At 45.2% G+C, this 24,189-nt stretch carries 22 protein-coding genes and 2 pseudogenes; 16 read left to right on the top strand and 8 right to left on the bottom strand.

Annotation, left to right across the window (positions count from 1 at the left end; all coding sequences use genetic code 11):
* Positions 1-123 precede the first annotated feature (123 nt).
* Entirely contained in the window at positions 124-882 is a 759-nt protein-coding gene (locus tag L1D22_RS00250) for an outer membrane protein OmpK (RefSeq protein ID WP_239828309.1), read from the top strand.
* Positions 883-1,352: 470 nt separating this feature from the next.
* Here L1D22_RS00250 and L1D22_RS00245 read toward each other — a convergent pair.
* From L1D22_RS00245 to L1D22_RS00235, 3 genes and pseudogenes are all read right to left on the bottom strand, one after another.
* A pseudogene (locus L1D22_RS00245) lies at positions 1,353-1,598 on the bottom strand (amidohydrolase family protein); the annotation flags it as partial.
* Between the two features lie 46 nt (positions 1,599-1,644).
* Positions 1,645-2,353: pseudogene (locus tag L1D22_RS00240) on the bottom strand (amidohydrolase family protein); the annotation flags it as partial.
* 161 nt (positions 2,354-2,514) lie between these two features.
* The gene (locus tag L1D22_RS00235; RefSeq protein WP_239828308.1) at positions 2,515-2,691 is read right to left on the bottom strand and encodes a hypothetical protein; all 177 of its coding nucleotides are present in this window, start codon (positions 2,689-2,691) and stop codon (positions 2,515-2,517) included.
* Positions 2,692-2,743: 52 nt separating this feature from the next.
* Here L1D22_RS00235 and L1D22_RS00230 point away from each other — a divergent pair, with 52 nt between their 5' ends.
* Both L1D22_RS00230 and L1D22_RS00225 read left to right on the top strand, forming a co-directional pair.
* Positions 2,744-3,706: an AraC family transcriptional regulator gene (locus L1D22_RS00230; RefSeq protein WP_239828307.1), complete on the top strand. Its 963-nt coding sequence runs from the start codon at positions 2,744-2,746 to the stop codon at positions 3,704-3,706.
* Positions 3,707-3,855: 149 nt separating this feature from the next.
* Positions 3,856-4,374 (top strand): lipocalin family protein, encoded by a 519-nt coding sequence (locus tag L1D22_RS00225; RefSeq protein WP_239828306.1) that lies wholly within the window; start codon positions 3,856-3,858, stop codon positions 4,372-4,374.
* 93 nt (positions 4,375-4,467) lie between these two features.
* Here L1D22_RS00225 and L1D22_RS00220 read toward each other — a convergent pair whose 3' ends face one another.
* Entirely contained in the window at positions 4,468-5,082 is a 615-nt protein-coding gene (locus tag L1D22_RS00220) for a TetR/AcrR family transcriptional regulator (protein ID WP_239828305.1), read from the bottom strand.
* Between the two features lie 204 nt (positions 5,083-5,286).
* On the opposite strand from L1D22_RS00220, the gene L1D22_RS00215 reads away from it, so the two are divergent.
* The 7 genes from L1D22_RS00215 (at position 5,287) to cyoE (ending at position 15,011) form a co-directional block, all read left to right on the top strand.
* Positions 5,287-6,402: an efflux RND transporter periplasmic adaptor subunit gene (locus L1D22_RS00215; RefSeq protein ID WP_239828304.1), complete on the top strand. Its 1,116-nt coding sequence runs from the start codon at positions 5,287-5,289 to the stop codon at positions 6,400-6,402.
* A gap of 8 nt (positions 6,403-6,410) precedes the next feature.
* On the top strand, positions 6,411-9,509 hold the full coding sequence (locus tag L1D22_RS00210) for an efflux RND transporter permease subunit (protein ID WP_239828303.1): 3,099 nt from the start codon (positions 6,411-6,413) through the stop codon (positions 9,507-9,509).
* Between the two features lie 731 nt (positions 9,510-10,240).
* Positions 10,241-11,137, top strand: coding sequence for a ubiquinol oxidase subunit II (gene cyoA, locus L1D22_RS00205; protein ID WP_239828302.1), 897 nt, complete (start codon positions 10,241-10,243; stop codon positions 11,135-11,137).
* A gap of 5 nt (positions 11,138-11,142) precedes the next feature.
* Positions 11,143-13,215, top strand: coding sequence for a cytochrome o ubiquinol oxidase subunit I (gene cyoB / locus L1D22_RS00200; protein ID WP_239828301.1), 2,073 nt, complete (start codon positions 11,143-11,145; stop codon positions 13,213-13,215).
* Positions 13,205-13,822, top strand: coding sequence for a cytochrome o ubiquinol oxidase subunit III (cyoC, locus tag L1D22_RS00195; protein WP_239828300.1), 618 nt, complete (start codon positions 13,205-13,207; stop codon positions 13,820-13,822). The genes cyoB and cyoC overlap by 11 nt, the downstream gene beginning before the upstream one ends.
* Positions 13,822-14,133 (top strand): cytochrome o ubiquinol oxidase subunit IV, encoded by a 312-nt coding sequence (gene cyoD / locus L1D22_RS00190; protein ID WP_016786088.1) that lies wholly within the window; start codon positions 13,822-13,824, stop codon positions 14,131-14,133. The genes cyoC and cyoD overlap by 1 nt, the downstream gene beginning before the upstream one ends.
* 8 nt (positions 14,134-14,141) lie before the next feature.
* Positions 14,142-15,011, top strand: a complete 870-nt coding sequence (gene cyoE, locus L1D22_RS00185; RefSeq protein ID WP_239828299.1) for a heme o synthase — start codon at positions 14,142-14,144, stop codon at positions 15,009-15,011.
* Between the two features lie 108 nt (positions 15,012-15,119).
* On the opposite strand, the gene L1D22_RS00180 is transcribed toward cyoE, so the two are convergent.
* Together L1D22_RS00180 and L1D22_RS00175 are read right to left on the bottom strand one after the other, a co-directional pair.
* Positions 15,120-16,109 (bottom strand): biotin/lipoyl-binding protein, encoded by a 990-nt coding sequence (locus tag L1D22_RS00180; protein WP_239828298.1) that lies wholly within the window; start codon positions 16,107-16,109, stop codon positions 15,120-15,122.
* Positions 16,109-16,693: a magnesium transporter gene (locus tag L1D22_RS00175; RefSeq protein WP_239828297.1), complete on the bottom strand. Its 585-nt coding sequence runs from the start codon at positions 16,691-16,693 to the stop codon at positions 16,109-16,111. Before L1D22_RS00175 ends, L1D22_RS00180 begins: the two co-directional genes overlap by 1 nt.
* A 772-nt stretch (positions 16,694-17,465) precedes the next feature.
* On the opposite strand from L1D22_RS00175, the gene L1D22_RS00170 reads away from it, so the two are divergent.
* The 4 genes from L1D22_RS00170 to L1D22_RS00155 all read left to right on the top strand — a co-directional run bounded on the left by L1D22_RS00170 (position 17,466) and on the right by L1D22_RS00155 (position 21,072).
* The gene (locus tag L1D22_RS00170) at positions 17,466-18,374 is read left to right on the top strand and encodes a LysR family transcriptional regulator (RefSeq protein WP_239828296.1); all 909 of its coding nucleotides are present in this window, start codon (positions 17,466-17,468) and stop codon (positions 18,372-18,374) included.
* 231 nt (positions 18,375-18,605) lie between these two features.
* Positions 18,606-18,983, top strand: a complete 378-nt coding sequence (gloA, locus tag L1D22_RS00165) for a lactoylglutathione lyase (RefSeq protein WP_048664124.1) — start codon at positions 18,606-18,608, stop codon at positions 18,981-18,983.
* A 14-nt stretch (positions 18,984-18,997) separates the two neighbouring features.
* Positions 18,998-20,095, top strand: a complete 1,098-nt coding sequence (locus L1D22_RS00160) for an alkene reductase (RefSeq protein WP_239828295.1) — start codon at positions 18,998-19,000, stop codon at positions 20,093-20,095.
* Positions 20,096-20,205: 110 nt separating this feature from the next.
* On the top strand, positions 20,206-21,072 hold the full coding sequence (locus L1D22_RS00155) for a DMT family transporter (protein ID WP_239828294.1): 867 nt from the start codon (positions 20,206-20,208) through the stop codon (positions 21,070-21,072).
* A gap of 37 nt (positions 21,073-21,109) precedes the next feature.
* Here L1D22_RS00155 and L1D22_RS00150 read toward each other — a convergent pair whose 3' ends face one another.
* Positions 21,110-21,604: a peptidylprolyl isomerase gene (locus tag L1D22_RS00150; protein WP_239828293.1), complete on the bottom strand. Its 495-nt coding sequence runs from the start codon at positions 21,602-21,604 to the stop codon at positions 21,110-21,112.
* A gap of 261 nt (positions 21,605-21,865) precedes the next feature.
* On the opposite strand from L1D22_RS00150, the gene L1D22_RS00145 reads away from it, so the two are divergent.
* Complete coding sequence (locus tag L1D22_RS00145; RefSeq protein WP_239828292.1) at positions 21,866-22,822, top strand: glycosyl transferase family protein; 957 nt, start codon at positions 21,866-21,868, stop codon at positions 22,820-22,822.
* Positions 22,823-22,982: 160 nt separating this feature from the next.
* On the opposite strand, the gene L1D22_RS00140 is transcribed toward L1D22_RS00145, so the two are convergent.
* Positions 22,983-23,279 (bottom strand): hypothetical protein, encoded by a 297-nt coding sequence (locus L1D22_RS00140; RefSeq protein WP_239828291.1) that lies wholly within the window; start codon positions 23,277-23,279, stop codon positions 22,983-22,985.
* Positions 23,280-23,726: 447 nt separating this feature from the next.
* Here L1D22_RS00140 and L1D22_RS00135 point away from each other — a divergent pair, with 447 nt between their 5' ends.
* Positions 23,727-24,143, top strand: coding sequence for a CBS domain-containing protein (locus tag L1D22_RS00135; protein ID WP_239828290.1), 417 nt, complete (start codon positions 23,727-23,729; stop codon positions 24,141-24,143).
* The last annotated feature ends 46 nt before the right edge of the window (positions 24,144-24,189 follow it).

Raw genomic sequence — 24,189 nt, 5'->3', positions numbered from 1 at the left:
GTGGATATCCTTTAGTACCCCCGTAACCGCCCAAACCAATAATTATTAAAAGCCAGGAGGCAATGACAAGTAAAGAGGTTCTCTTTGCTGGTACTTTGACACCTGTAACATAGGGAAAATGAAATGAAAAAACTGTATTCTACAATTTTAACCACTAGCTTATTGATTGCGAGTTTATTATCTACCTCAGTAATTGCCGAAGAGAAAACTTATTCAGGTTGGGGTAATCTACATATTGATTGGCAAGAGTGGGGGCATGGATTTTCTGATAGTGACTTTAGCCAAGGGCTGATAGGTATTGAAGGGGGACTTAATTTCGAGTGGGGGGAAGTATTTGGCTTCTATGACTTTGAAGGTTTAGACCGTGATTCAGGGGAACAAACAGCAACAATGAATCTTCAAGCTCACACCTATTTAAGTGACTCAGGACTGAGTTTGTTCACAAAAGTCTACAGCACTCAAGGTACTGAAATTAAAGAAACCAATAGCTTTTTAGGCTTTGGTTATACAGGTATTGGAGGCAATGGCTGGTGGTTTACACCTTGGCTCGCAGCTAATTATACAACGGTTTATAATGAGTTTGCACCGACAACAAATACGAATGGTTTTAATGGAGGAACATTAGGTTGGAGTGCTGGTTACTTATTTGATGCATTTGGCGAAGCTTTCATACTTAGTAACTGGACAGAGATTGAAATGGCGCGCTCTGATGAATATGCAGAAAACAACTATGGTAAGACTGGTGTAAATGGTGGACTTAACTTAGGCTGGAATATTACTAATGATATCAGTGCTACCGTTATGTACCGTTATTACAATAATAAACTAGGTAACGATGGTTATGGCGATATTCTGATTTATCGAATCGCTTACAATTTTTAAACAACTATAGTGATCAGAATGCCTTCTAGCTAGAAGGCATTTTTTTTAAAACTAGAGAAATAACCATCGAATCTTGATTTCGTATTACTAAGAAGTCGAAACGCTTTTTGATACCAATGGTAAGAAGCATAGCGTTAGTTCTAATATGGCAAATTCTCAATAAAGAACATGAATGATTTTTTGTTCTAGCTTGGAATGGGGCAAATCCGTGTTAACTCATAACTAAATCCCTTCCTAGCCTCCCCTTAACTAGAATCTTCGATTCATTGTGGTTTTTGAAAAGGGGAGGAACAGAATGCCGGACGTTACATGTGCAGTTATACATTCAGGGCCAAAGAGCGGGGGTGATCTCTAGCCTTAGAGTGGGGTTACGGAATTGTTCAGGGGAAGGGGATTAGAGGTTGAAATAAAAACGATGCTATGACGAATTCGCCATAGCACCGCTGTTATTTTAATCTTTAGACTTTCGATTAAAGGCTGTTTTTATACACTTTACCGTCTTTCATGATCAGCTTTTGTGTATCGGTATTTGCCACACATGCCACGCCTTCCAGTGGATTACCGTCGATAATTAATAGGTCGGCATACGCACCTTTAACAATCTGACCTAGCTTGCCTTCTTGGTAAGGGGGTTGGTAAGTCGACATCTCGAACAAGCGTCCGCAGTTTGATGCCGCCATGCGAAGTGCAGTGATGGTATCGAATACTTGTTCAATCAGTAGGGTGCGAGTGTTTTTGCTGTGCCATTGATGGGTAAACCTAAGGGCGCAATGACACGCGAGCAGTTAAATCTTGGTTTTGCTCTGCTTCTTGCCAAACGTCATACCAGCCTCGCTTCCAGTACATTCGGCCGTCACCTATGGTGGTAATGCCGTGTGCAGCGGCTTCTTCAAGTCCGAACATTAACCCTTGGTAGCTTTGTTCAAAGAGCTCGTTTTGGCTGTTCCACGCCATCTCCATGATCACCACTGGGTGGTCTGGAAAAATACTGTCGATGATCTCTAGTGGTGTGTATTCAGAATCGCTGTCGAGAGTCGATTCCAAAGAAAAACCATAACCTATTAGCCAACCTCTGCCATCAGTATCAGCATTGATCTTACACGCTTCTAAGTAAGGGATTTGTTCTTCTAGTATGGCTTCTGAATCCAGTTCGCAATTACCACCCAGCTCTGAGGCGGCTTCGAAAACATGGTTATGATTATCAATGAAGCCCGGAAGAACAAAGGCATTTTCTAAGTCGATGACATCGGTATTTTGCCCTTGAAAAGCTTTTGCTTGCGAGTGGTCACCGATGAAAATGATCTTACCTTTGTGAGTAACGATCGAGTCCGATTCGCGATGCCCGTAGATATCGGCATTAGTAAAGATTTGGATCTGCAGTCTGGCTTTGGGCCGTTGTTTTCTGTTGCACAACGGTGTTGTCTTGTCCAAGTGCGGGCGAAACAGCGCCTAAATTGGCGAGTAAAGCGATCCATGCAGTGCGCGGTAAAGTGAGCTAGTTGTTCATTCTTATGTATTCCATGTTCCACTGTTTAATAAGTATAGAAAGCGAGTGGCCAGTGTGAAACTCTACATGAATGACAAATAAAAACTGCGTTTAATCAACAAGCTGTCGTTTGAATGAGCTTTTAATTACGGCTCTTGTCTTAGGCTTTTACGCAGATCTTTTTTGTATTCGTCATAAGAGTTATAGCCATAGAGTTTCCAAGTGTGATCACCCTTAATGTTGTGGTTGTAGGTGATCTCTCCGATCCACTGCTGACGTGTGGCAAGAATCATATCGCGGATTTTTAATAATAAAGTGTCCATAGTTGCTCTCCTGATTAAGTTCACCTGCAGTATATTTAGCGGTGACAATCGGATGAGTATCGTTAGCGCAATGTTCAATACTTTTCAGTCAATCTGCTCATTTGAATGGTTTGATGCGTATACTTTCAATATTAAAAAGTCACTGAGCATCGCAATGAAGGGTTACTTGGAAAAAGTGCCACAACGAATTGGCACATCATGGCGCTATAAGAAAATTGTCGAGAACAGTAAAAACTACGGTTGGCATAGACATGAAGAGTACGAGATAGCGATACATCGTCACTTTGCTGGACATAGCTTTATCGGCCATCACCAAAGCGATGTGTTTCATAACCACATGATTTTGGTTGGCCCAGATTTACCTCATGCTATCTATTCAGAAGAGGGTGCAGACGACTCGCGAATCTGTGAAACCCACGTGGTTTGGTTTCGTAAAGACTGGATGGAGCAATTAATCGCGTGCTGCCGCGAGCTAGAACCGCTGCGTGCATTGTTGGAAGATTCAAAGAAAGGGCTGCAGTTTTCGCCTGTTACTGCAGATAAAGCGACGGAACTATTGAATAAGGTGATGGATCAGTCGCCACATCAACAACTGCTGACCTTGTTCTCTCTGTTTGCGCTGCTGCTTGAAGATCAAGAAGTGGTGCAATTGATAAACCCTGTCTTTAATTCGGATGATGAAGATGAAGTTAGCGATAAGTTAGACAAGGTTGAAGCCTTTTTGGTGAACAACTTTATTCGAGATATCTCAGTTAACGATTTAGCCAAGCATCTCTATATCAGTGAGAGTAGCGTTAGGCGGCTATTTCAAAAGCACTACAATGAGAGTTTTAGCCAACGGTTAAAGAAAATTAGGTTGAACGTGGCGTGTGACTTGTTACTCAACACATCACTGCCTATTAGTTTGATTCTGGAAAAGGTGGGTTACGACAACCAAGCTAATTTCAATCGCCAGTTTAAATCCTATAAGCAGGTAACACCGACTCAATATCGCGCGGCAATGAAGCATCACTGATTCATTCACCAACGAAACAATTCCCATAAGCTTCTGAATAATTTACTGTTATATGAACTATAAAAATGGATTTAACGTATTACCAAGGATGTAAGTTAGGGCTCTCACATGACTTACTCGAACTACTATTAAAACAAGTCGAGGTTAGGATGAAGAAAATATTATTGCTGCTGAGTGTCATTCTGTTGGGTGGATGCGTCGGCATGCCCGAAACAGTCAAGCCCATTCAACAATTTGAATTGGATAGATACTTGGGTAAATGGTACGAGGTGGCTCGTTTGGACCACTCGTTTGAGCGTGGTCTCAATAGCATCAGTGCTGAATACAGCCTGCGTGATGATGGTGGCGTGAAAGTGATTAACCGTGGCTATTCAGATGAAGATGGCGAATGGAATGAAGCGGAAGGCAAGGCGTATTTTGTCGAAGGCAGCGATCAGGGTTATTTGAAAGTGTCGTTCTTTGGTCCATTCTATGGCGCTTATGTGGTGTTTGAGTTGGACAAAGAGAACTACCAATACGCGTTTGTTTCTGGTCCAGATACCGATTACCTATGGCTGCTTTCTCGAACCCCAGAAGTCTCATCGGAGGTCATGGAGAAGTTCAAAGCGATGTCTAAAGAGCGTGGCTTCAATACCGACGAGCTGATCGTTGTGGAACATACCCAATAAACGAATCGCTGTTATTTGTGTGAGTCGTTGATAAGGCACAGAAGATGAATATCTCTGTGCCTTTTTCATTTTTATTTAACGATAGAGCTCAAACTAGCGAGGTTGGTTGCCGTTTAAGAACAGTGCAACACATTCGCGCGTGTAATTCAGTCTTTCTTCTTCGGATTCGCCGCTATCGTGTCCGAAGAATGACCAATACGCCGACTTGCCATGAAACATCAGCAGCAGTTGGCGCGCCGCTATGATTGGCGAGCTTGTAGAAGAGAGCGTTAAGTCGCCAGACTCGATCTTTGTCTGCAAGTAATCGGCGAGTAATTTTGTGGTCTTCTGTGGTCCCGTTTCCAAATAAATAGAGGCGATCTCTGGGTGCGTGTTGGATTGACTCACCGCGTTCTGAAAGGTTTGTCGAGACTGTTCATCAAGTAACAAATCCTGAAACTTCACACCAAATTTCACCAACTCATCACCCACCGCCGCATTCATATCAAAGGCAGCAGGGCTAAGTTCGCGCTCTGCACACTTGGTTTGCATGCAGGTTTCGAAAAGTTCGTCTTTATTTTTAAAGTGAGAGTAGACCGTTTGCTTGGAAACGTTTGCCGCTTTCGCTATCTGATCCATATTGATCTTGAAGCCATGCTCAGAGAAAAGCTGGCTTGCTGCGGTTAAGATCTGCGATCTCTTCTGTTCACTCTTGATGATTTTAGTCACGTGCTGCTTCTCGTTACTTGCTTGGTACTTGGTGTTGCTCAGCTTAATACACTTGGTTCTGCGCTAAGCATTATGCTTTTTGTGATGGTTTTATCAATCATTAACGATGAAACTTATTTTTAACATAATCAAACTAGACAGTCTAGTTTGGTTTGGTTAGTCTAAAAAAAGAACATGATTGAGTACTGCATAGGAACAGTGAGTATGTATAAATTGATGAAGGGAAGTGCGGTGGCGTTGTCTCTATCGGCTTTTCTTGTTGGATGTGGCGAAAAGGAACAAGCCCAAGATTCGGTTGATTCAAGCAACCAAACGGCTTCGAGCGTCCAAACCATTTTAACTGTAGAAACGATGGCCTTAGCGCTGTCTTCCTCTTATGCCGTGCAGCGTGAATATGTTGGTGTGGTTAAAGCGGGTCAGCAAGCCAATTTAGGCTTCGAGCTGGCAGGTAAAGTGAATGAGATTCTGGTTGATGTCGGTGACACAGTAACCGAAGGTCAGCCCCTGATTCGATTAGACACTCAATTGTTGCAGACTGAATCGAGCCAACTAAAAGCGCAAGCCGAAGAAGTGAAAGCTCAACTTAGCCTTGTTGCTGCGAACTTAAAACGTCAACGTTCACTTAAAGCAAAAGGCTTCAGTGCCGAAGCGGAAATTGATTCGTTAACCAGTGAACAGCGCGTGTTGCAAGCTAACTTACTGCGCATTGATGCCTCGGTAAAAGGCAATGATCTCAAACTGGTGAAATCGACAATCCTTGCGCCTTATTCGGGCACTATCGCAACGCGCTTTGTGTCGCTAGGCGATGTGGTCAATGTTGGCAATCCAACTCTTACTTTGCTCGCTTCTGAAGGTAAAGAAGCCTTTATCGGTATTCCTGCCCACCAGATGACAAAGGTAACCTCACTCTCTTCGCCAAGCATTCGTGTTGGGCGAGATGATTATGCAGTGACGCTGCTGAATCCGGGTGCCATGGTTGACACGCAATCTCGCAGTGTCGGTTTACGTTATCTTTTCCCTGAACAAGCGTCTGTTTTAGAAGGTCAGCTTGCTTACCTTAAGTTTGACGAGCAAATCGACGACCAAGGTTATTGGGTGCCATTAACGGGTTTGATTGATGGCTTGCGCGGTGTGTGGAACATCTTTGTAGTGGGTGAAGACAATAAGGTTGAACGCCGCAGTGTTCAGGTGCTGTTTGCCAACAATCAACAAGCGTATGTGAGTGGTGCAATCGAGGATGGCGAACAGGTGATCGCGAGTGGTTTACATCGCTTGGTTCCCGGTCAAACCGTGAAGCCAGCCAACGTTACTGCTGAATAGGAAATAGTATGAAAATCATAGAGACTATTTCCAATACTCGACTGCTCATCTTGATGACGGCGCTGCTGATGGTGAGTGGTATTTCTGCCTTCATGACGCTGCCACGTGCAGAAGACCCTGTCATCATCAACCGTTATGCAAACATTACAACCAGCTTTCCCGGTGCCAGTGCCGAACGCGTAGAAACCTTGGTCACAGAGGTGATTGAGAACAAGCTGCGTGAGCTGAGTGAAGTTAAGCTGGTGAGCTCAACCTCAAGGCCGAGCGTGTCGATTGTGACACTTGAACTTAACGATACCATTACCGAGCCCGAACCGGTTTGGTCGCAAGCGCGTGACAAACTGTCTGACATCGAATCCATTTTACCTGCGGGTGCGCACTCTCCCGATCTCGACAGTGATCATACTTATGCTTTCACCACCATTGCATCCCTGACTTGGTCGGGTGCAGGCGAGCCAGATAGATTAACCCTTGGGCGTTATGCCAAAGAGTTAGCGAAGCGATTACGAACCTTATCGGGTACTGAATTCGTAGATGAATACGGGATGCCACAAGAAGAAATCCAGATAAGTCTACGAACCGCTGATGCGGCAGCGCTAGGGCGTTCGAGTGCCAATATTGCCGAATCTCTGGAAGGGGCAGACGCTAAGAACTCGGCGGGTGAATTGGTCAGTGCGTATTCTCGTTTTGGTTTAGAGATTGAATCCGAACTTGATTCGATTGAGCGTATTAAGCAAGTCCCTATCGCGACTGACAGCAATGGTCACATCATCCGCATGGAAGACATTGCATCGGTGAGGCGTGGCGAGAAAACTCCCCAAGATCAGATTGCCATTATTGATGGTGAGCCGGGAGTGATTGTCGCAGCAAGAATGCATCCTGATCTCCGAGTCGATAACTGGACGTCGCGAGCAAATGCTCTGATTGAGAAGTTTCAACAAGAGCTGCCAAGCAATATCGATGTCACCGTGTTGTTCAATCAGCAAGGCTATACCGAAACTCGTTTAGATGATTTAGGCAAAAGCTTGATGATTGGCTTTGGCTTGATCTTAATTGTGCTGTTTGTGACTTTAGGTGTGCGCGCTGCAATATTGGTGGCGATTTCTCTGCCACTCACTTCACTACTTACGCTATCGATCATGAAAATGACCGGTGTGCCGATTAACCAGATGTCGGTGACGGGCTTAATCGTCGCGCTTGGGATCATGGTGGATAACGCGGTAGTGATGGTTGATACCATTCAGGCTTACCGCCTCAAAGGGCAACAGCGAGCCGAAGCGACCATGAATGCGTTGAAACATTTATGGGTGCCGTTACTGGGGTCGACATTGACTACGGTATTGGCGTTTGCGCCGATCATTCTGATGCCGGGTGCATCGGGTGAATTTGTCGGTGGTATCGCGATTACCGTTTCTTTCTCATTGATCGGTTCTTATGTAATTTCGCATACCTTAATTGCAGGCTTGGCGACCAAGTTATTACCGAAACAACTCAGTGATGTCGATAAGAAAGGGCAGCACCATTGGTATATGACGGGCTTAAGAATTCCTGCATTAACACGTTGGTTCTCGTCTTCTGTTCGCTTTGGTGTCACGTATCCAATCATCACTATTGCTTTGGTGTTGTTGGTTCCGTTTACTGGCTACTGGAGCATGTCTCAGCTGACTGAGCAATTCTTCCCGCCATCAGACCGAGACATGTTTGAGATTCAGGTTTATATGCCACCTCAAGCGAGCATTTATGCCACTAAAAATACTTCTGAAAAAATCGACGATATCATTCATCGCTATCCAGAAGTGGAGCGCATTGATTGGCTAGTGGGCGCTAACTTCCCATCTTTCTATTACAATTTGCAGGCAAGGCAAAATAATGCGCCTTACTTCTCGCAAGCGATGGTGAAAACAGAGAACTTTGACCAAGCTAATGCGCTGATTCCTGAGTTGCAAAAGGTGTTGGATGAAGAGGTACCAGAAGCACAAATCTTGGTACGAAAGCTTAATCAAGGGCCTCCATTTACTGCGCCAGTTGAGCTGCGTGTTTATGGTGAAAACCTCGATACATTAAAAGCGATTGGTGAAGATGTTCGACTGATTCTGGCAGGTGTTCCTCATGTGACTCACACACGAGAAACATTGCAACCGGGTACGCCTAAGGTGTGGTTGAAGGTCGATGAAGACACCGCGAAACTTAACGGCATCTCACTCAATCAATTTGCTGGCATGCTGCAAACTACGCTAACAGGTCGTGAGAGTGGATCTGTGATAGAGGGCAGCGAATCGGTGCCGATTCGTGTTCGTGTCGCGGATGATGCGCGTGAAAACTTGGCACACTTAAGCAATATTCGGTTGCCGATCAGTTCTGATGTTTACTCAACGGGGATTAACGTTTCGACTCTGGCAGAGCTTGAACTGACGACCAGTCGCGGCGCGATTACTCGCCGTAACGGACAACGAGTGAATACCATTGAAGGTTACATTGAAGCGGGAGTTTTGCCTCAAACCGTGCTTAATGAATTCCAGAAACGCTTAGAAAGCTATGAGATGCCGTCGGGCTATACGATAGGTTTTGGTGGTGAATCGGCTGAGCGTGACAATTCAGTCAACAGCCTTATCTCGAATGTCGCCGTTGTGGTGGTATTGATGGTGTTGGTGGTGGTGATGTCGTTCAACTCGTTCCGAATGAGTAGCATCATCTTCATGGTGGCAGGGTTGGCTGGTGGCCTAGGGTTGCTGTCGGTGTGGATCTTCGGTTATCCATTTGGCTTTACGGTGATCATCGCCATGCTTGGGATTGCGGGCTTAGCGATTAACGCCGCCATTGTGATTCTGACGGAATTGAAACTCGATGAGCAAGCTTCATCAGGCAATGTGGATGCGGTAGTTGAGGCGGTGATGTCGTGTACGCGTCATATCAGCTCAACCACGATCACAACCGTTGGCGGTTTTATGCCATTGATCATCGCTGGTGGTGGCTTCTGGCCTCCGTTCGCGGTTGCGATTGTGGGCGGAACGGTATTAACCACGCTTATTTCTTTCTACTTTGTGCCTGTTGTTTATCACTTAATGACTAAAAACCAGCGCAAGAAAGTCGTCACAGCAACAGCATAATCTCTCTCTTAATGACGATTACTCCTCTCTTTTGAGGGGAGTAATTCCCACTTAAAACAGATCAAAATACTCATCAAATCGGCTTTCAAGGTCGATCTTTGCCATTATATTTCGGCAGCTAACTGGCATTATTATCAATGAAACACCGTGTGTTATTCGAATATCTAATGGGTTTCTGGTTGCAGTAATATCTTTTCTAAATACCATTAAAATCCTATGTGAATTCATAAATTTGACGTTCATCACGCTTTGTTTAATTCGCTCTTTCTAATGTACCCAAATATCACTTCGCTTCCTCATTGTTGGTCGCTACTTTTTCAGATTCTTACTCATCCCTTATCAGCCTTGGTTTTGCATGTGTAGCACACCTATGTCGTGCAGCTGGTTTTCTATCTATTTCCCATGTTTCACTTTCATAACTGGAAGGTTAGTTTCCAAGTTTGTTTGGTGAGCTTTCAATTTCGACTCCTCATAATGCGCCAAATGTAACAATGTATTTCAAAGTGTAACAATTAAGTCATATTTTTTGTGTGGTTTTAACCGTGCGGCAATGTTTCGGCTGCGCTGTGTTGTCGTTTTAATTCGGCAGTTTTAACTGTGCTGAGATGGACTTAATTCAGTTTCGCTTTGAGATGCGTCGTTTCACATGCTCAACACATAAATATTCTAATGACCATGACAACCAGTACTCGGGCGTTCGTTCTGAGGCTGGATAACCATCGAGAAAGTTAATGGAAGCTTCAAGATATAAACGCATTTTATCGAGAGCAAATCTGTCGAGGATTGGTTTGGTGGGAACCGTCCTGATGCTCGAAGGATGTAACTCCGCATTGCTCGACCCAAAAGGTAGCGTTGGCGTTCAGGAAAAGGAGCTGATTATTACGGCTCTGTTGCTGATGCTGATTGTCGTCATCCCCGTGATTCTGATGACCATCTACTTTGCCTATAGATACCGCGAAAGTAATACCACAGAAGAGTATGCACCTGACTGGGCGCACTCAACCAAGATCGAAGTGGTGGTATGGACGATTCCAATCATCATCATCGCGATTCTTGCCACCATCACTTGGCGAACAACACATGAACTAGAGCCTTCAAAGCCTCTGGAAAGTGATGTGCAACCTATGGTGATCGAAGTGGTCTCTCTGGACTGGAAGTGGCTGTTCATCTATCCGGAGCAAAACATTGCGACGGTTAACTATGTTGCGTTCCCGAAAGATGTACCGGTGACGTTTAAGCTAACTTCAGACAACATCATGAACGCGTTCTTTATCCCGCGTCTTGGTTCGCAGATCTACGCGATGCCGGGAATGGTGACCAAGCTGAACTTGATTGCTAACCATGAGGGTGACTTCAAAGGTTTTGCATCGAACTACAGTGGCAAAGGTTTCTCACAGATGAAATTCACTGCATCAGCCATGCCTGATCAAGTGGCATTTCTAAACTGGGTGGAAAAAGTGAAAGCAAGCCCTTATCGCATTGAAGATTGGGAGCAGTTCCGTTCATTGGCAGCGCCAAGTGTGGCTGAACCCGTCACTCTGTTCTCCAGTATCCCACCATTTTTATTCACCGATGTCGTGACCCAGCACCCTGGTTCAATGAACTGTTTGCCGGAAACCCAAGGATAATCGTCATGTTTGGAAGATTAACTCTAGACTCAATTCCCTACCACGAACCCATTATTTTGGTCACTTTAACCATGATCGCTTTAGTGGGCAGCTTAGTGGTGTACGCGGTAACCAAAGCCGGTAAGTGGCAATACCTTTGGAATGAATGGTTTACGTCTGTAGATCACAAAAAATTGGGCTTCATGTACATTGCTGTGGCGATGGTGATGTTAGTTCGTGGCTTTGCTGATGCGGTCATGATGCGTAGCCAGCAATTGCTTTCTGCAGCCGGTGAAACAGGCTATTTACCGCCACATCACTACGACCAGATCTTCACGGCTCACGGCGTGATCATGATTTTCTTCGTCGCGATGCCTTTGGTTATCGGCTTGATGAACATCATCGTGCCGCTGCAAATTGGTGCTCGTGATGTTGCATTCCCTTATCTGAATAACCTGAGCTTCTGGCTGTTTGTCGTAGGTATTATCCTAACCAACATGTCACTGGGCTTAGGTGAGTTCGGCCGTACGGGTTGGTTGGCGTATCCGCCGCTTTCCGGCATTGAGGCAAGCCCGGGAGTCGGGGTCGATTATTGGATATGGGCGCTGCAAATATCCGGTGTGGGTACCACGCTAACGGGTGTGAACTTTTTCGCGACCATTTTGCGCATGCGTACTCCGTCTATGCCAATGATGAAGATGCCAGTGTTCACATGGGCATCTCTGTGTGCCAACATCCTGATCATCATCTCTTTCCCGATCCTAACAGTAACCATCGCGCTACTGACTTTGGATAGATACATCGGTACGCACTTCTTCACCAACGACCTCGGTGGCAACGTGATGATGTATGTGAACCTGATTTGGGCATGGGGACACCCTGAGGTGTACATCCTGATCTTGCCTATCTTCGGTGTGTTCTCTGAAGTGACGGCAACCTTCTCTCGCAAAAAGCTGTTTGGTTATACCTCGCTGGTATGGGCGACGGTGGCGATCACTATTTTAGCGTTTGTGGTTTGGCTACATCACTTCTTCACCATGGGTTCTGGCGCCAATGTGAATGCCTTCTTCGGCATCGCAACCATGATTATCTCTATCCCGACCGGGGTTAAGATCTTCAACTGGCTATTCACCATGTACAAAGGTCGCATCCGTTTTACAACACCTATGCTATGGACTGTTGGCTTCCTTATCACCTTCACTGTTGGCGGTATGACGGGCGTATTGATGGCAATTCCGGGTGCAGACTTCATTCTGCATAACTCAGTATTCCTGATTGCGCACTTCCACAACGTAATCATCGGTGGCGTAGTATTCGGTTGTTTTGCTGCGATTGGTTACTGGTTCCCGAAAGCGACCGGTTTCACTCTGAACGAGCTTTGGGGTAAACGCGCGTTCTACTGTTGGATTATCGGTTTCTTAATGGCGTTCTTACCGCTTTACGCTCTGGGCTTTATGGGCATGACGCGTCGTTTGAGCCAAGACATCAACCCTGAGTTCTTCCCACTACTTGCGGTTGCAGCGGCAGGTACGGGCGTGATTGCGATGGGTGTTGTTTGTCAGTTCGTGCAGATTTATGTGAGTGTTCGCGACCGCGACCAGAACCGTGATCTAACCGGTGACCCATGGGGTGGACGTACATTCGAATGGGCAACGTCTTCACCACCACCGTTCTACAACTTTGCAAAACTGCCTAAGGGCGATGAGATCGATTCGTTCTGGTATCAAAAGCAAAGTGGTGAGTTTGATCCAACTCAGGAAGAAGAATACGAACGTATTCACATGCCGAAGAACACACCGACAGGCATTTATGTGTCTGCATGGGCGTTGGCATTTGGCTTCGCAATGATTTGGTACATCTGGTGGCTAGCGGCGGCAAGCCTAGTGGGCATCGTGGTGACGTGTATTCAACACAGCTATAACGACGATGTGGACTACTACGTGGAAGTTGAAGAGATCAAAGCGATTGAAGCAGCTCGACGTGCACAGCTTGAAGAAGCTAAGAAACAGTCAGTGAAAGGCGACAACTCAGGTCGTGGTAACAGTGACAGTGATAACAACGAAAACAAAGATGATTTGGAGACGACGTATGCAAGCTAATACTCCGTCACACACTTATGATCTTGCACTCTCGCATGATCATCACCACGAAGCTGCGGGCAACAAGTTGTTTGGCCTCTGGGTTTACTTGATGAGTGACTGTGTCCTGTTTGCCACACTTTTCGCGACTTATGCCGTGCTTGAGAGTGGATCAATCGCAGGGCCGACAGGCAAGGACATCTTTGAACTGCCGTTCGTGTTTGTCGAAACCATGATGCTGTTGTTCAGTAGTATCACCTTTGGTTTTGGCATGATTGCAATGAAGCGCAAAGACGTGTCCGGATTGAAGCGATGGATCAAAGTTACTTTCGTATTGGGCTTAGCCTTTATCTGTATGGAAGTGTATGAATTCCATCACTTGATTGCGGAAGGCTATGGTCCTCAAGAGAGTGCGTTTCTTTCTGCGTTCTTTACCTTGGTTGGTACACACGGTTTGCACGTAACGTTCGGTCTGATTTGGATGGCGGTGGCGTATCACCAACTTTCAACTAAAGGCTTGAACGACAACATGTCGATGCGTTTCCAGTGCTTAAGCTTGTTCTGGCATTTCCTTGATATCGTTTGGATTTGTGTATTTACCATCGTGTACTTAATGGGGGTGATGTAATGGAACAGCATCTAGACAGCGGTGCAACGGATTACGTGAAAGGCTTTATTGCGTCACTGATTCTGACCATTATTCCGTTCTACATTGTGTGGGCACATGCGTTGCCAAGTACTGAAACTTACGTGATCTTGTTCGGTTGTGCGTTGGTACAGATCTTTGTGCACTTTAAGTACTTCTTGCACATGGAAGCGAAATCGTCCGATGGGCGTTGGAACTTGGTGTCACTGATGTTTACCGCCATTGTTGTATTGATTCTTATCGCTGGCTCGGTATGGATCATCTACAACATGAACGTCAACATGAAGTTGTAGGCTAGGGTATGCTGAAAAGTTATTTGTCTATTACCAAACCGGGCATCATTTTCGGCAACCTGATTTCTGTTGCGGCGGGGTTCTTCCTCGCCGCAAAAACAGAACCAGCCAGTGCGATGTTGTTACTGACAACGTTAGCGGGTGTAGGGCTTGTGATTGCATCAGGTTGTGTGGTGAACAACATCTTTGACCGAGATATCGACCAAAAAATGAAACGTACCCAGAACCGTGAATTGGTTCAGGGCAACATCAACACAGACGTGGCATTTATCTATGCGTTAGTCATGTTGTTGGCAGGCACGGCGCTGCTGTTTCAATTCGTTAATCCGATGTCTGCGGTTGTGGTGTTGCTTGGCTATGTGTTTTACGTCTTTTTCTACACCATGTGGTACAAGCGTAATTCCGTTTACGGCACCTTAGTTGGAAGCATCTCTGGCGCGGTTCCACCGCTCGTTGGCTACCTTGGTGTGACGAACTACCTGAGCTTAGAAGCCGTTCTGCTGTTCATCATGTTCTGCTTATGGCAGATGCCACACTCGTATGCGATTGCGATGTTCCGCATTCAAGACTACCGCGATGCAGGTATACCTGTGTTACCGGTGAAAGAGGGCGTCGACAAAGCACATCAGCACATGAAAGCGTATGTAGTCGCGTTTGGCGCAGTTGCTCTGGCGTTGTTCTTACTCGGAGAGGCGGGTTATGAATACCTAGCGGTGTCGGCGGCCGTTTGCTTTATGTGGACCAAAGTGACATTCCGCAAGGTCGATTGCCTCAACTACATTCAGTGGTCAAAGACCGTTTTCAAGGTCTCTCTGCTGGTGGTGATGAGCATCAGTGGCGTACTAGGGCTCGAACTGATTCCGCTGCCTTTTTCGTAAGGTTGGAACAAGGTTTAACCTATCAAGCAGTTCGCACCAATAATAAAAATACCCCGACGAGCGGGGTATTTTTGTTTGTCTTCTATTCAGCTCTTACGCGTAGCTTGTTTACCAAGCTCCTAGGTAAGACTTGTAAGATTGTAGGCGAACGGTGGCTGCGCCAATCACGTCAATGAAGCCCCAGAATGGATGCGGCTTTTCTGCTGAAATCCAAGCTGAACCTGCTGCGCCAATCGGGATGTTGTAACCTTCTGGTTCAAAGATTTCGAGGACGATAGTACGGCCTAAGCCATTGCCATTTTGCACGACGTGTTGGCCAACGCTTTGTGGTCCTTGGAGTGGTGAAATGCTTGCCTCACCCGTACCCGCGGTAAAACTGTGTACCTTTGCTCGGAACACGTGGCCCGGATAAGCATCTACGAAGAACTCAGCAAAGTCACCTACTTGAACATAGCCGTATGTTTGGTCAGAGATACGCATCTCTAGGAACTTTTTGCTGGTGTTGTAAAGGTGCATGTTGCCCATGACGGAGCCTTCCGCAATGTTCACGATAGAGACTTGGCCATCAAATTCAGCTCGGACGGTTTTCTTCTCTTGTGCCCAGTTAACTTTCTGCAAGTCAGCTTCTAATGACGTCAGTTCAGCGTGCATGACACGAAGGTCTGAGTTGTATTTCTCTACGTCACGCATGTTGAAGATCTCAGGCGATGTTTCTGCGCGGTCTAAGTCGCGAGTCATCTGTTTGATCTCTTCTTCTTTCTGCACGATTGAAGATTCGATCTTCGCTTTGTCTGCAGCAGAATCGATATCAACGAGTGTGTAGATGATGTCGCCTTCTTTCACCATTTGGTTGTGGTCGACAAACACTTTATCGATCTGTTGACCAAAGATTGGAGACATCACTGCGTGTGGTGCTTTCACTGTCGATGAGTTGGTCATATCAACTGGTGCCCAAAGGCGAGACACGATAGCCAATAATCCAAGAATCACAGCACCGCCAATAGCCGCCCAAGTGTAGTTCTTAATCGTCTTCTTTAATGCGCCAGTCGCAAATAGGGACCATACAATCAGAATGTATGGAATCATCATCTCTTTCATTATGCGGCCTCGTGTTTGGTTGGTGCCTGTTCAGACGTTGCATTTTCTGTCGCTTGGTCAGTGACCTTATGTTCACCATTTGCCTTGGGCGAACCTTCAGCCTTAGAAGACTCACTTTCGGAAGACTTAGGTTGAACACCACGACGAATCACGTCACTGATCGACTGACCAATGTGTTTCCAGTTCGCAAGGGCGATAACAAGAGCGATAACCCAGAAGGTTTTGCTAATGAATAGGCCACAAAGAGAAAGCGCGAAGACGATTTGAACGTGTGCACTTTTGTGTTCTTTTGCTTTATGGACACCCAACTCATGGACTTGCCACATGCCATATATCGCAGCAAGAACAACAGCGATCGTTACAGAGAACAAGTAGCCAGAGAAGTACTCCATCTGGAAGAAGTTCATCATCATTTCATTGGGATGATTGTTGAATTGAGACATGTCGATGTCTTTGGAATGGATTGTGCCTAACGGAGCAAGAGCCCATGCACCAGCAAACATCACCGCCATAAACAGGCAGAATTTAATCAAGACCATCACAACGGCCCAGGTTTTCTGGAAAACGATTTTAATAAAGTTCATATCTCAACCTAAATAAGGAGAGAGAAAGTGCAGCCTTGGTACAAGACTTTTAGAAGGCATCTGAAAGAGGTGTTGAACTCACGTAACCGTATAGACCTAATGAGTCAAAAGTATTAGATGACAATTAAAAATCGCTTTGACCACGTAGACAACGCATTCTCGCGAATAGAGTGTTAAAAACACCTGGCCAAATCATTCTTAAGTAACGTCAACCATTGATAGGTTCGTTTGTTGCAGTGGGTTTTAAGGCCGTCGTCCGTGATGTGTGCAACACCATCATCTACACATTTTTAGGTTTTCTGTTTAGGTTAAGAATTGATTTGTTGGCGAAATAATAGGAAGTATAACTGGTGCTATCTACGCATTATTGTGATATTGAATTATCGTAATTACGATGAATTGAGTGGTTGCTTAAACGTGAGTTGGGTTTATTTGAACAAGCTCAAACTCGGCTTATAAAATATGTCTATTTCATTATCCTGGATCATAGAAGTGGCTATAAAACTATCAATAAGGCAGGTAAAAAATATTGAATACTCCGACTAGTCTTGGATGAGATTGGATGGATTAAGCGTTACTGTCACAGCGAAGAGCTTTAGATTCCAACCTGACGAATGTGGCAACTATTTGGAAGAGTGAGTTGTTCTTACATTTTTGCTCTTTACCGCATGATGCTCCTTCTCAGTTTTGTTTCCTCAATGAGCATCCGTCGTTTCATTCTATCGTTTTTACGATAAGATAATTAAATCTACACCTAAATGAGCACTGAATCATGAGTAATGACATTCCGAATTTTAACTTATTGGCTGTCTTTTCTGCGGTGATGGAGCAGGGCAGTTTGAGTAAGGCTGCCGATCATTTGAATACCAATCAATCGACGATCAGCACAGCGCTCGGCAGACTGAAAAATGAAATTGGGCAAGAGTTGTTTGTGCGCAGTGGTCGAGGGGTAGTGCCTACGGCTTACTCGCAAAGCTTGTATGAGCAAATCAAAGCGCCAATACACGAGCTCAACGGCGTGTTTCAAGGTATGGCTGGGTTTGATGAAGCGAGTACAGAGCGCAGGTTTGTAGCTTCGGTTCCCGAGCATTTAAAGTGGATGTTGCTCGATCGATTTTCTCAGTTACCCAATCAAGGCTTATCTCTTGAGGTGTATGACCAACCAGATAATGATGATCAAGTCCATGAGGATCTATTAACTCAGAAGTTTGATTTGATGATCGACATTGTGTTGCCTGAACATCCAAGCATGATGAGCGAGAAGCTCTACGACAGTGAGTTTGTGATCGTTTGCCGAAACGGACATCCTAGGATCAAAGGTGAGATCACCGAGGCGCAATATCTGAGTGAGCAACATGCGGTTTTGGCCAGAACACGTCGCCAAGTAAGAAGTTTGACTCACTACACTTCGCTAGACCTATCCTCGCGTAAGATTGTCATTCACGGCAGTTCTATGGCCAGTAATTTAATGCTGTGTAGCCAGACTGATTACATTACAGTTGCGCCGCTTTCTATGGCGATCCAGTTTCAGGAACGTCTTGGTTTACAGTTGTTCAAACCGCCTTTCGATTACCAACCTATCTCTCATTACCTTATTTGGTTGAAAAAACAGAACACCGACCCTGCACATAAGTGGTTCAGAGAGCAGATCATTAATACGACGAATGACATGTCTAAATAGCTAAACAGTTAGCGTTCTACTTTCTGATTTCAGCCCTACCTTTTGTTTGCCGAATATCTCCGTAACAAATCATCTGTATTGAACCCGTCATAACAAAAAATTATCACAATGAGAATTTATGATAATTTCATTTATTTGCTGCCGAATCGTATATTAACCCTAACAAAGAAGTGGATAACCTCCGCTCACGATTATATCGGCTCAGGTTGCTGGGCTTAAAAAGGGTGAAATATGAAATTCCTACACACAATGATCCGAGTTGCTGATTTAGAAAAGTCTATTGAGTTCTACACCAAAGTTTTGGGTATGAAAGAACTTGAGCGCCACGTAAATAACGATTACCGCTACACATTGGTTTTTGTTGGTTACGAGCAAGGTGGCACAACCATCGAACTGACTTACAACTGGGATACCAACGAATACGAAATGGGCAATGCATTTGGCCATTTGGCATTGGGTGTGGAAGATATTTACGCGGCATGTGACAAGATTAAATCGCTGGGTGGCAATGTGACTCGTGAAGCGGGCCCTGTAAAAGGTGGTTCAACACACATCGCTTTTATCACTGACCCAGACGGCTACCAAATCGAACTGATTCAACTAGGTTAATCGAGGAAATGACAATGACAAACGCACTATTTCAACCAATTCAACTTGGTAATATCGAACTAAAAAACCGTATTGTTATGCCTCCGATGACTCGCTCTCGTGCAACGCAACCTGGTAACTCAGCAAACGACATGATGGCGGCTTACTACGCTCAGCGCGCTTCTGCGGGTTTGATTGTCGCAGAAGGCACACAGATTTCTCCACTGGGTCAAGGCTACGCTTGGACACCAGGTATCTACTCTGACGAACAAATCGCGGGTTGGAAAAAAGTAACCGATGCCGTACATGAAAAAGGCGGCGTTATTTTCGCTCAGCTTTGGCATGTAGGTCGTGTAACACACCCAGACAACATCGGTGGTGAACAGCCAATCTCATCTTCTGCTATTAAAGCGGAAAACGTAAAAGTCTTCATCGATAACGGCACAGATGAGCCGGGCTTTGTTGATGTGGTTGAACCTCGTGAAATGACCAAAGAAGACATCAAAGAAGTGGTTGAGCAATATCGCCAAGCAGCCCTTAATGCTATCGAAGCTGGCTTTGATGGCATTGAACTTCACGCGGCAAATGGCTACCTGATTAACCAATTCATTGATTCTGAAGCGAACAACCGCACTGACGAATACGGTGGTTCAATTGAAAACCGTTTACGTTTCCTAGGCGAAGTGGTTGAAGCTATGGTTGAAGCGATTGGTGCTGACCGTGTTGGTGTACGCCTTGCTCCATTCACATCGTTGAATGGTACGGTTGACGCTACGCCAGTAGACACTTACACAGCTGCGGCAGCACTACTTAACCAATACAAGATCGTTTACCTGCACATCGCAGAAGTTGATTGGGATGATGCACCTGAAACGCCAAAAGCATTTAAAGCGGCAGTTCGTGAAGCTTACGATGGTGTCCTTATTTATGCGGGCAAATACGATAGCGAGCGTGGCGAAAAGGCCGTTGCTGAAGGCGTAACTGACATGGTTGGTTTTGGTCGCCCATTTGTAGCAAACCCGGATTTACCGGCGCGTATTCAAAATGGTTTCCCTCTAGCTCCGCACGATCCAAACACGCTGTTTGGCGGTGCTGAAAAAGGCTTAACGGATTACCCAGAATACGCAGGCTAAAAACTGCTGCCTGAAACAGAGTATTAAGATAATATCTTGTTCCTGTTAAGAGTTTATAAAAAGCAACCTTGCAGAGTCGGGTTGCTTTTTGGTTATTGGAACGAATAAAAATGATGAACGTAAAAGCGATGCGTGGCGAGCTTTACCTCTTGTGTGCCACTTTACTGGCTGGGGTAGGATGGATTGCATCTAAGCTGGTGGTCATGGAAATGCCGGGCCCTGTGTTCATTGGTGTGCGTTTTGTTGTCGCGAGCCTGATTCTACTGCCATTCTGTATTCATCATATTCGCAAGCTGTCATTTAAGCAGATTCTGTCATTGTGCGGTGTCGGTTTACTCTTGTCTGCTTCACTTCAGGTGTGGGTGTTTGCCGTTTCGGTCACGGAGAGTTTATCGGAAGGGGCTTTCATCATGAGCTTGGCGATGATCATTGCGCCGTTCGTCTCTTGGGTTCTGTTTCGAGTTAAGCCAAATCGTGCATTCTGGATGTCATTTCCTATCGCGATCCTTGGTATGTTGCTGCTTACTCTCACCAACGGTTGGCACGTTGAGCAAAGCCAGATCTACTTCTTGTTAGCGTCGATGTTGCTCTCGATTCATTTTGTGATGAACAAACGTGTGATCACCAATATCAAGCCAATTGCCTCGATTTGTATTCAGCTTTTCGTAGTCGGAGTCAGTGGTTTGGCGTTTGCGTCTATGACGACACAGCCGGAATTTGAAATCACCAAAACGTTAGTGTTCTGGTTTATTGTGTCGGCGGTCGTTGCGACGTCTATTCGCTACCTATTACAAACGGTAGGCCAGCACTCATTGAACATGGAAGTGGCGGCGCTTATCATGATTCTAGAACCAGTATGGACACTACTGCTCAGTGTGAGCATGCTAGGTGAAACGGTCGAGGTGCAAAAACTGGTCGGTGGAGCGGTGATTATTGCTTCGCTATTTTGCTACATCAAATGGTCGCGAAAAAAATAAACCCTCGTAGCTGAGTCGAGGGTTTCATTTCTGCCATTTAGTCGTTGATAGTGACTTTCGAGATCACAATATCTTCGCATGGCACATCTTCATGTCCCCAGCGAATCGTCGTTGGCGCGGCTGCGATCTTATTTACCACATCCATGCCTGCCGATACTTTACCAAATACAGCGTAACCCCAGCCTGCGTTGGTCGTTGATGTGTGGTCCAGAAAATCGTTGTCATCAAGGTTGATAAAGAACTGCGCCGTTGCCGAATGTGGTGCGTCTGTACGAGCCATAGCTACAGAACCAATCACGTTCTTTAGGCCACGGTTCGCTTCGTTCACGATAGGTGAACGCGTTGGCTTTTCTGTCATGTCGATAGTGTGGCCACCACCTTGAATCATAAAACCTTCGATAACACGGTGAAACGTGGTGCCTTCATAGAAGCCATCTTGGCAGTATTTCAGGAAGTTTTTCGAGGTTACAGGTGCTTTCTCAAGGTTGAGTTCAATCTCGATATCGCCAAAGTTGGTGGTGAAAGTAATCATAGGGCTACCTAAAGTTTGAATTTGTTGAATCGTGAGTCACGAAATTGGGTTGCAGTATAGGGAAAATAACAAGAGATACCAATGTTGGCTTCACAGTAGCAGAGCTCCCATTAATCGACAGCACGATGGGAGTAGTTAGAGATCAATACCTAATGAGGTTACGAACAGAAAACTTGAATCGCTATGCAACGCGCTATCGGTGTCATAGAATCAAAGAGGTATTAAATTTTATTGATGTCTACGGAAGAGAATTAATAGTCAATGAGTAGTATTTTAGAGTGTATTCGTACTGTTGGACGAGGGGAAAGGGGGCGCAAGCCTTTATCGTTCGAACAAGCCTATCGCATCATGGATGAGTATTTAAGCGGTGAGGTCGGCGACGACCAAATGGCGATGCTACTTATGTTGATTCGTGTGCAGAATGAAACCAATGAAGAAATTGCAGGCTTTGTAAAAGCATTTCAATCTCGTGTGCCTGACTTAGGTGCCGACATTGACTGGCCTTGCTACGCGGGTAAGCGTAATGATACTGCGAGTGGCAAGCCTTGGAATTTGCTAGCAGCGAAGATACTGGCTGACGATGGTTACAAGGTATTGATGCATGGCTACATGGACAAGCCAAGTGGACGCACACACGTAGAGACTCACCTCGACCTTGTTGGTGTACGTAGTGCAGCTGATCCACAAGAGGCCAAGCAGATTTTAGAAGCGGATGGTATTGCTTACTTGCCGCTCGCTAACTTTGCACCGGAAGCTCAAACGATGATCGGCTGGAAACACCGTTACGGTTTGCGTACGCCAATCAACACTGTGGTTCGTGCATTAAACCCTGGCGGTGGTCGTTTAGGTTTGCGCGGCAGTTTCCACCCAGGCTTCCCACAACTTCATGCCGAAGTTGAGAATGTGATTGGCAATAAATCACACTCGGTGATTTCATTCAAAGGCATGAACGGCGAATCGGAATACAACCCTAAGGTTAGCCAAACGGTGTGGATGAGTTCTCCTGATAAGGTCGAATCTTTCTATTGGGAAGAGATGATGAACTCTGATATTTCATTGCCGAGTAAGTGTGTGCTGGGTACGCCGGAAGATGAGATGGAATTGATGGCAAACACGGTTGTCGACAGCATGACGGCGATTCTTTTCGCTGAAACGCACGATAAAACCGAAGCCTACACAAAAGCCATCCGCCTTTGGGATGCATATTGTGCTCGCTAGCACTTGGTCATAAGTGTAAAGCGGTTCAAAAAATTATTAAGAGAAGGTCAGCGAGTGCTGGCCTTTTTTGTGACTGCTTCATTTGTGTCTAGTTCATTTGCGTATGATTGGTCGTGAGTACCTTCCTGACATAGGCATGACTGACAATGAACGATAAAGGTTATTTAACTCGCATCAGTCGGTGCATCTTATCTTCAAACTGAATCTCAATCACTTGTGAGATTTTCATCTTATCAACACGATCAAGCATCTTGGCTTGGTAATCACGTTTTTTCATCCACTCTAACGGCTCTTTAAAACCATCTTCATTTATCACAAATGATTGGTCAGTGATGGAATCTTCAAAGATATGCACCACCCAAATACGCGACTGGAAATCCAATAACTCGTTGAAGTAGGCCTTCAGCTTTGAGCGATACTTAGAGACATAAGTTTGATTTGAGGTTGGAGAGGGCATAGTGAACCATGTTGAGACAATGAAAAGCGGCAAAGGCACCGTTGTCTTTATTATAACGCTTCACAGTTAAGATTGTCAGATCGAATTAGGCAGCCGTGGTTACCTGAATAAACGTACGCGTACATGTTGTTGTCGTGTTGCATAAACTACCTAAATCGGAACTTTCTAATTATTAGTGTGGTGAAGATTATAGGGTTTATCTATTCATGCTAGTTCGGAGAAGTAAGGCTAAGCAAGAGAAAGTAAGGCTTTGTAAGGGCTCTTTTTTTTCTTTTTTCTGTGCCACAAAAACTCTCCCGAGCCTTTTACTGTCTCGTTTTTAAGGCTTGTTAGGTTTTGCCTATCAATAAAATTGTTGAAATCCATTTAGTAAAATCAAGATTTTAGACAACAATTAAGTTAACGAGATAGATAAAGACATCACGAAACATATTTAGGGAGAACGCAATGCATTCAATTAAAGTGAAAGATTACATGACGCAGCAGGTTGTGACATTCACTCCTGATATGCCGTTAAGTCTAGCGCTAGACAAAGTGATGCGCAGTCATCACATGGGCGGCCCAGTTATTGATGATAATGAGCAAGTAATTGGTTTCCTTTCAGAGCAAGATTTATTAGAAAAACTGGTGAAGGTCAGTTACTTCTGTCAAGACACACACATTGTTGGCGATTGCATGTACCAAGAGGTGCTATCGGTATCGCCAGATCTATCCATTATTGAATTGGCAGACATGATGCAAGTGGGTAAACCGAAAGCTTACCCTGTGATCGACAACAGGAAGTTGGTCGGAATTATCACCAGAACAGATGTTTTAAGAGCAATCGGCAAGAACTTAGATGAATGCTTTAAACATCAGGTATAGTAGCGGGTTAAGAACGATTGTTTTTCTCAATACCATCAGTTGAAAA

Origin of the sequence: Vibrio sp. Isolate34, assembly GCF_022397915.1 — a bacterium.
GTDB lineage: Bacteria > Pseudomonadota > Gammaproteobacteria > Enterobacterales > Vibrionaceae > Vibrio.
Note: the sequence above shows the minus strand (reverse complement) of the source record. Positions and strands in the feature narration are given on the sequence as shown.

Excerpts from the sequence above, each read along its gene's own strand:
- L1D22_RS00250 (WP_239828309.1), top strand. The coding sequence starts at position 124 with ATGAAAAAACTGTATTCTACAATTTTAACCACTAGCTTATTGATTGCG.
- L1D22_RS00235 (WP_239828308.1), bottom strand. The coding sequence starts at position 2,691 with ATGGACACTTTATTATTAAAAATCCGCGATATGATTCTTGCCACACGT.
- L1D22_RS00230 (WP_239828307.1), top strand. The coding sequence starts at position 2,744 with ATGAGTATCGTTAGCGCAATGTTCAATACTTTTCAGTCAATCTGCTCA.
- L1D22_RS00225 (WP_239828306.1), top strand. The coding sequence starts at position 3,856 with ATGAAGAAAATATTATTGCTGCTGAGTGTCATTCTGTTGGGTGGATGC.
- L1D22_RS00215 (WP_239828304.1), top strand. The coding sequence starts at position 5,287 with ATGTATAAATTGATGAAGGGAAGTGCGGTGGCGTTGTCTCTATCGGCT.
- L1D22_RS00210 (WP_239828303.1), top strand. The coding sequence starts at position 6,411 with ATGAAAATCATAGAGACTATTTCCAATACTCGACTGCTCATCTTGATG.
- cyoA (WP_239828302.1), top strand. The coding sequence starts at position 10,241 with ATGGAAGCTTCAAGATATAAACGCATTTTATCGAGAGCAAATCTGTCG.
- cyoB (WP_239828301.1), top strand. The coding sequence starts at position 11,143 with ATGTTTGGAAGATTAACTCTAGACTCAATTCCCTACCACGAACCCATT.
- cyoC (WP_239828300.1), top strand. The coding sequence starts at position 13,205 with ATGCAAGCTAATACTCCGTCACACACTTATGATCTTGCACTCTCGCAT.
- cyoD (WP_016786088.1), top strand. The coding sequence starts at position 13,822 with ATGGAACAGCATCTAGACAGCGGTGCAACGGATTACGTGAAAGGCTTT.
- cyoE (WP_239828299.1), top strand. The coding sequence starts at position 14,142 with ATGCTGAAAAGTTATTTGTCTATTACCAAACCGGGCATCATTTTCGGC.
- L1D22_RS00180 (WP_239828298.1), bottom strand. The coding sequence starts at position 16,109 with ATGAAAGAGATGATGATTCCATACATTCTGATTGTATGGTCCCTATTT.
- L1D22_RS00175 (WP_239828297.1), bottom strand. The coding sequence starts at position 16,693 with ATGAACTTTATTAAAATCGTTTTCCAGAAAACCTGGGCCGTTGTGATG.
- L1D22_RS00170 (WP_239828296.1), top strand. The coding sequence starts at position 17,466 with ATGAGTAATGACATTCCGAATTTTAACTTATTGGCTGTCTTTTCTGCG.
- gloA (WP_048664124.1), top strand. The coding sequence starts at position 18,606 with ATGAAATTCCTACACACAATGATCCGAGTTGCTGATTTAGAAAAGTCT.
- L1D22_RS00160 (WP_239828295.1), top strand. The coding sequence starts at position 18,998 with ATGACAAACGCACTATTTCAACCAATTCAACTTGGTAATATCGAACTA.
- L1D22_RS00155 (WP_239828294.1), top strand. The coding sequence starts at position 20,206 with ATGATGAACGTAAAAGCGATGCGTGGCGAGCTTTACCTCTTGTGTGCC.
- L1D22_RS00150 (WP_239828293.1), bottom strand. The coding sequence starts at position 21,604 with ATGATTACTTTCACCACCAACTTTGGCGATATCGAGATTGAACTCAAC.
- L1D22_RS00145 (WP_239828292.1), top strand. The coding sequence starts at position 21,866 with ATGAGTAGTATTTTAGAGTGTATTCGTACTGTTGGACGAGGGGAAAGG.
- L1D22_RS00140 (WP_239828291.1), bottom strand. The coding sequence starts at position 23,279 with ATGCCCTCTCCAACCTCAAATCAAACTTATGTCTCTAAGTATCGCTCA.
- L1D22_RS00135 (WP_239828290.1), top strand. The coding sequence starts at position 23,727 with ATGCATTCAATTAAAGTGAAAGATTACATGACGCAGCAGGTTGTGACA.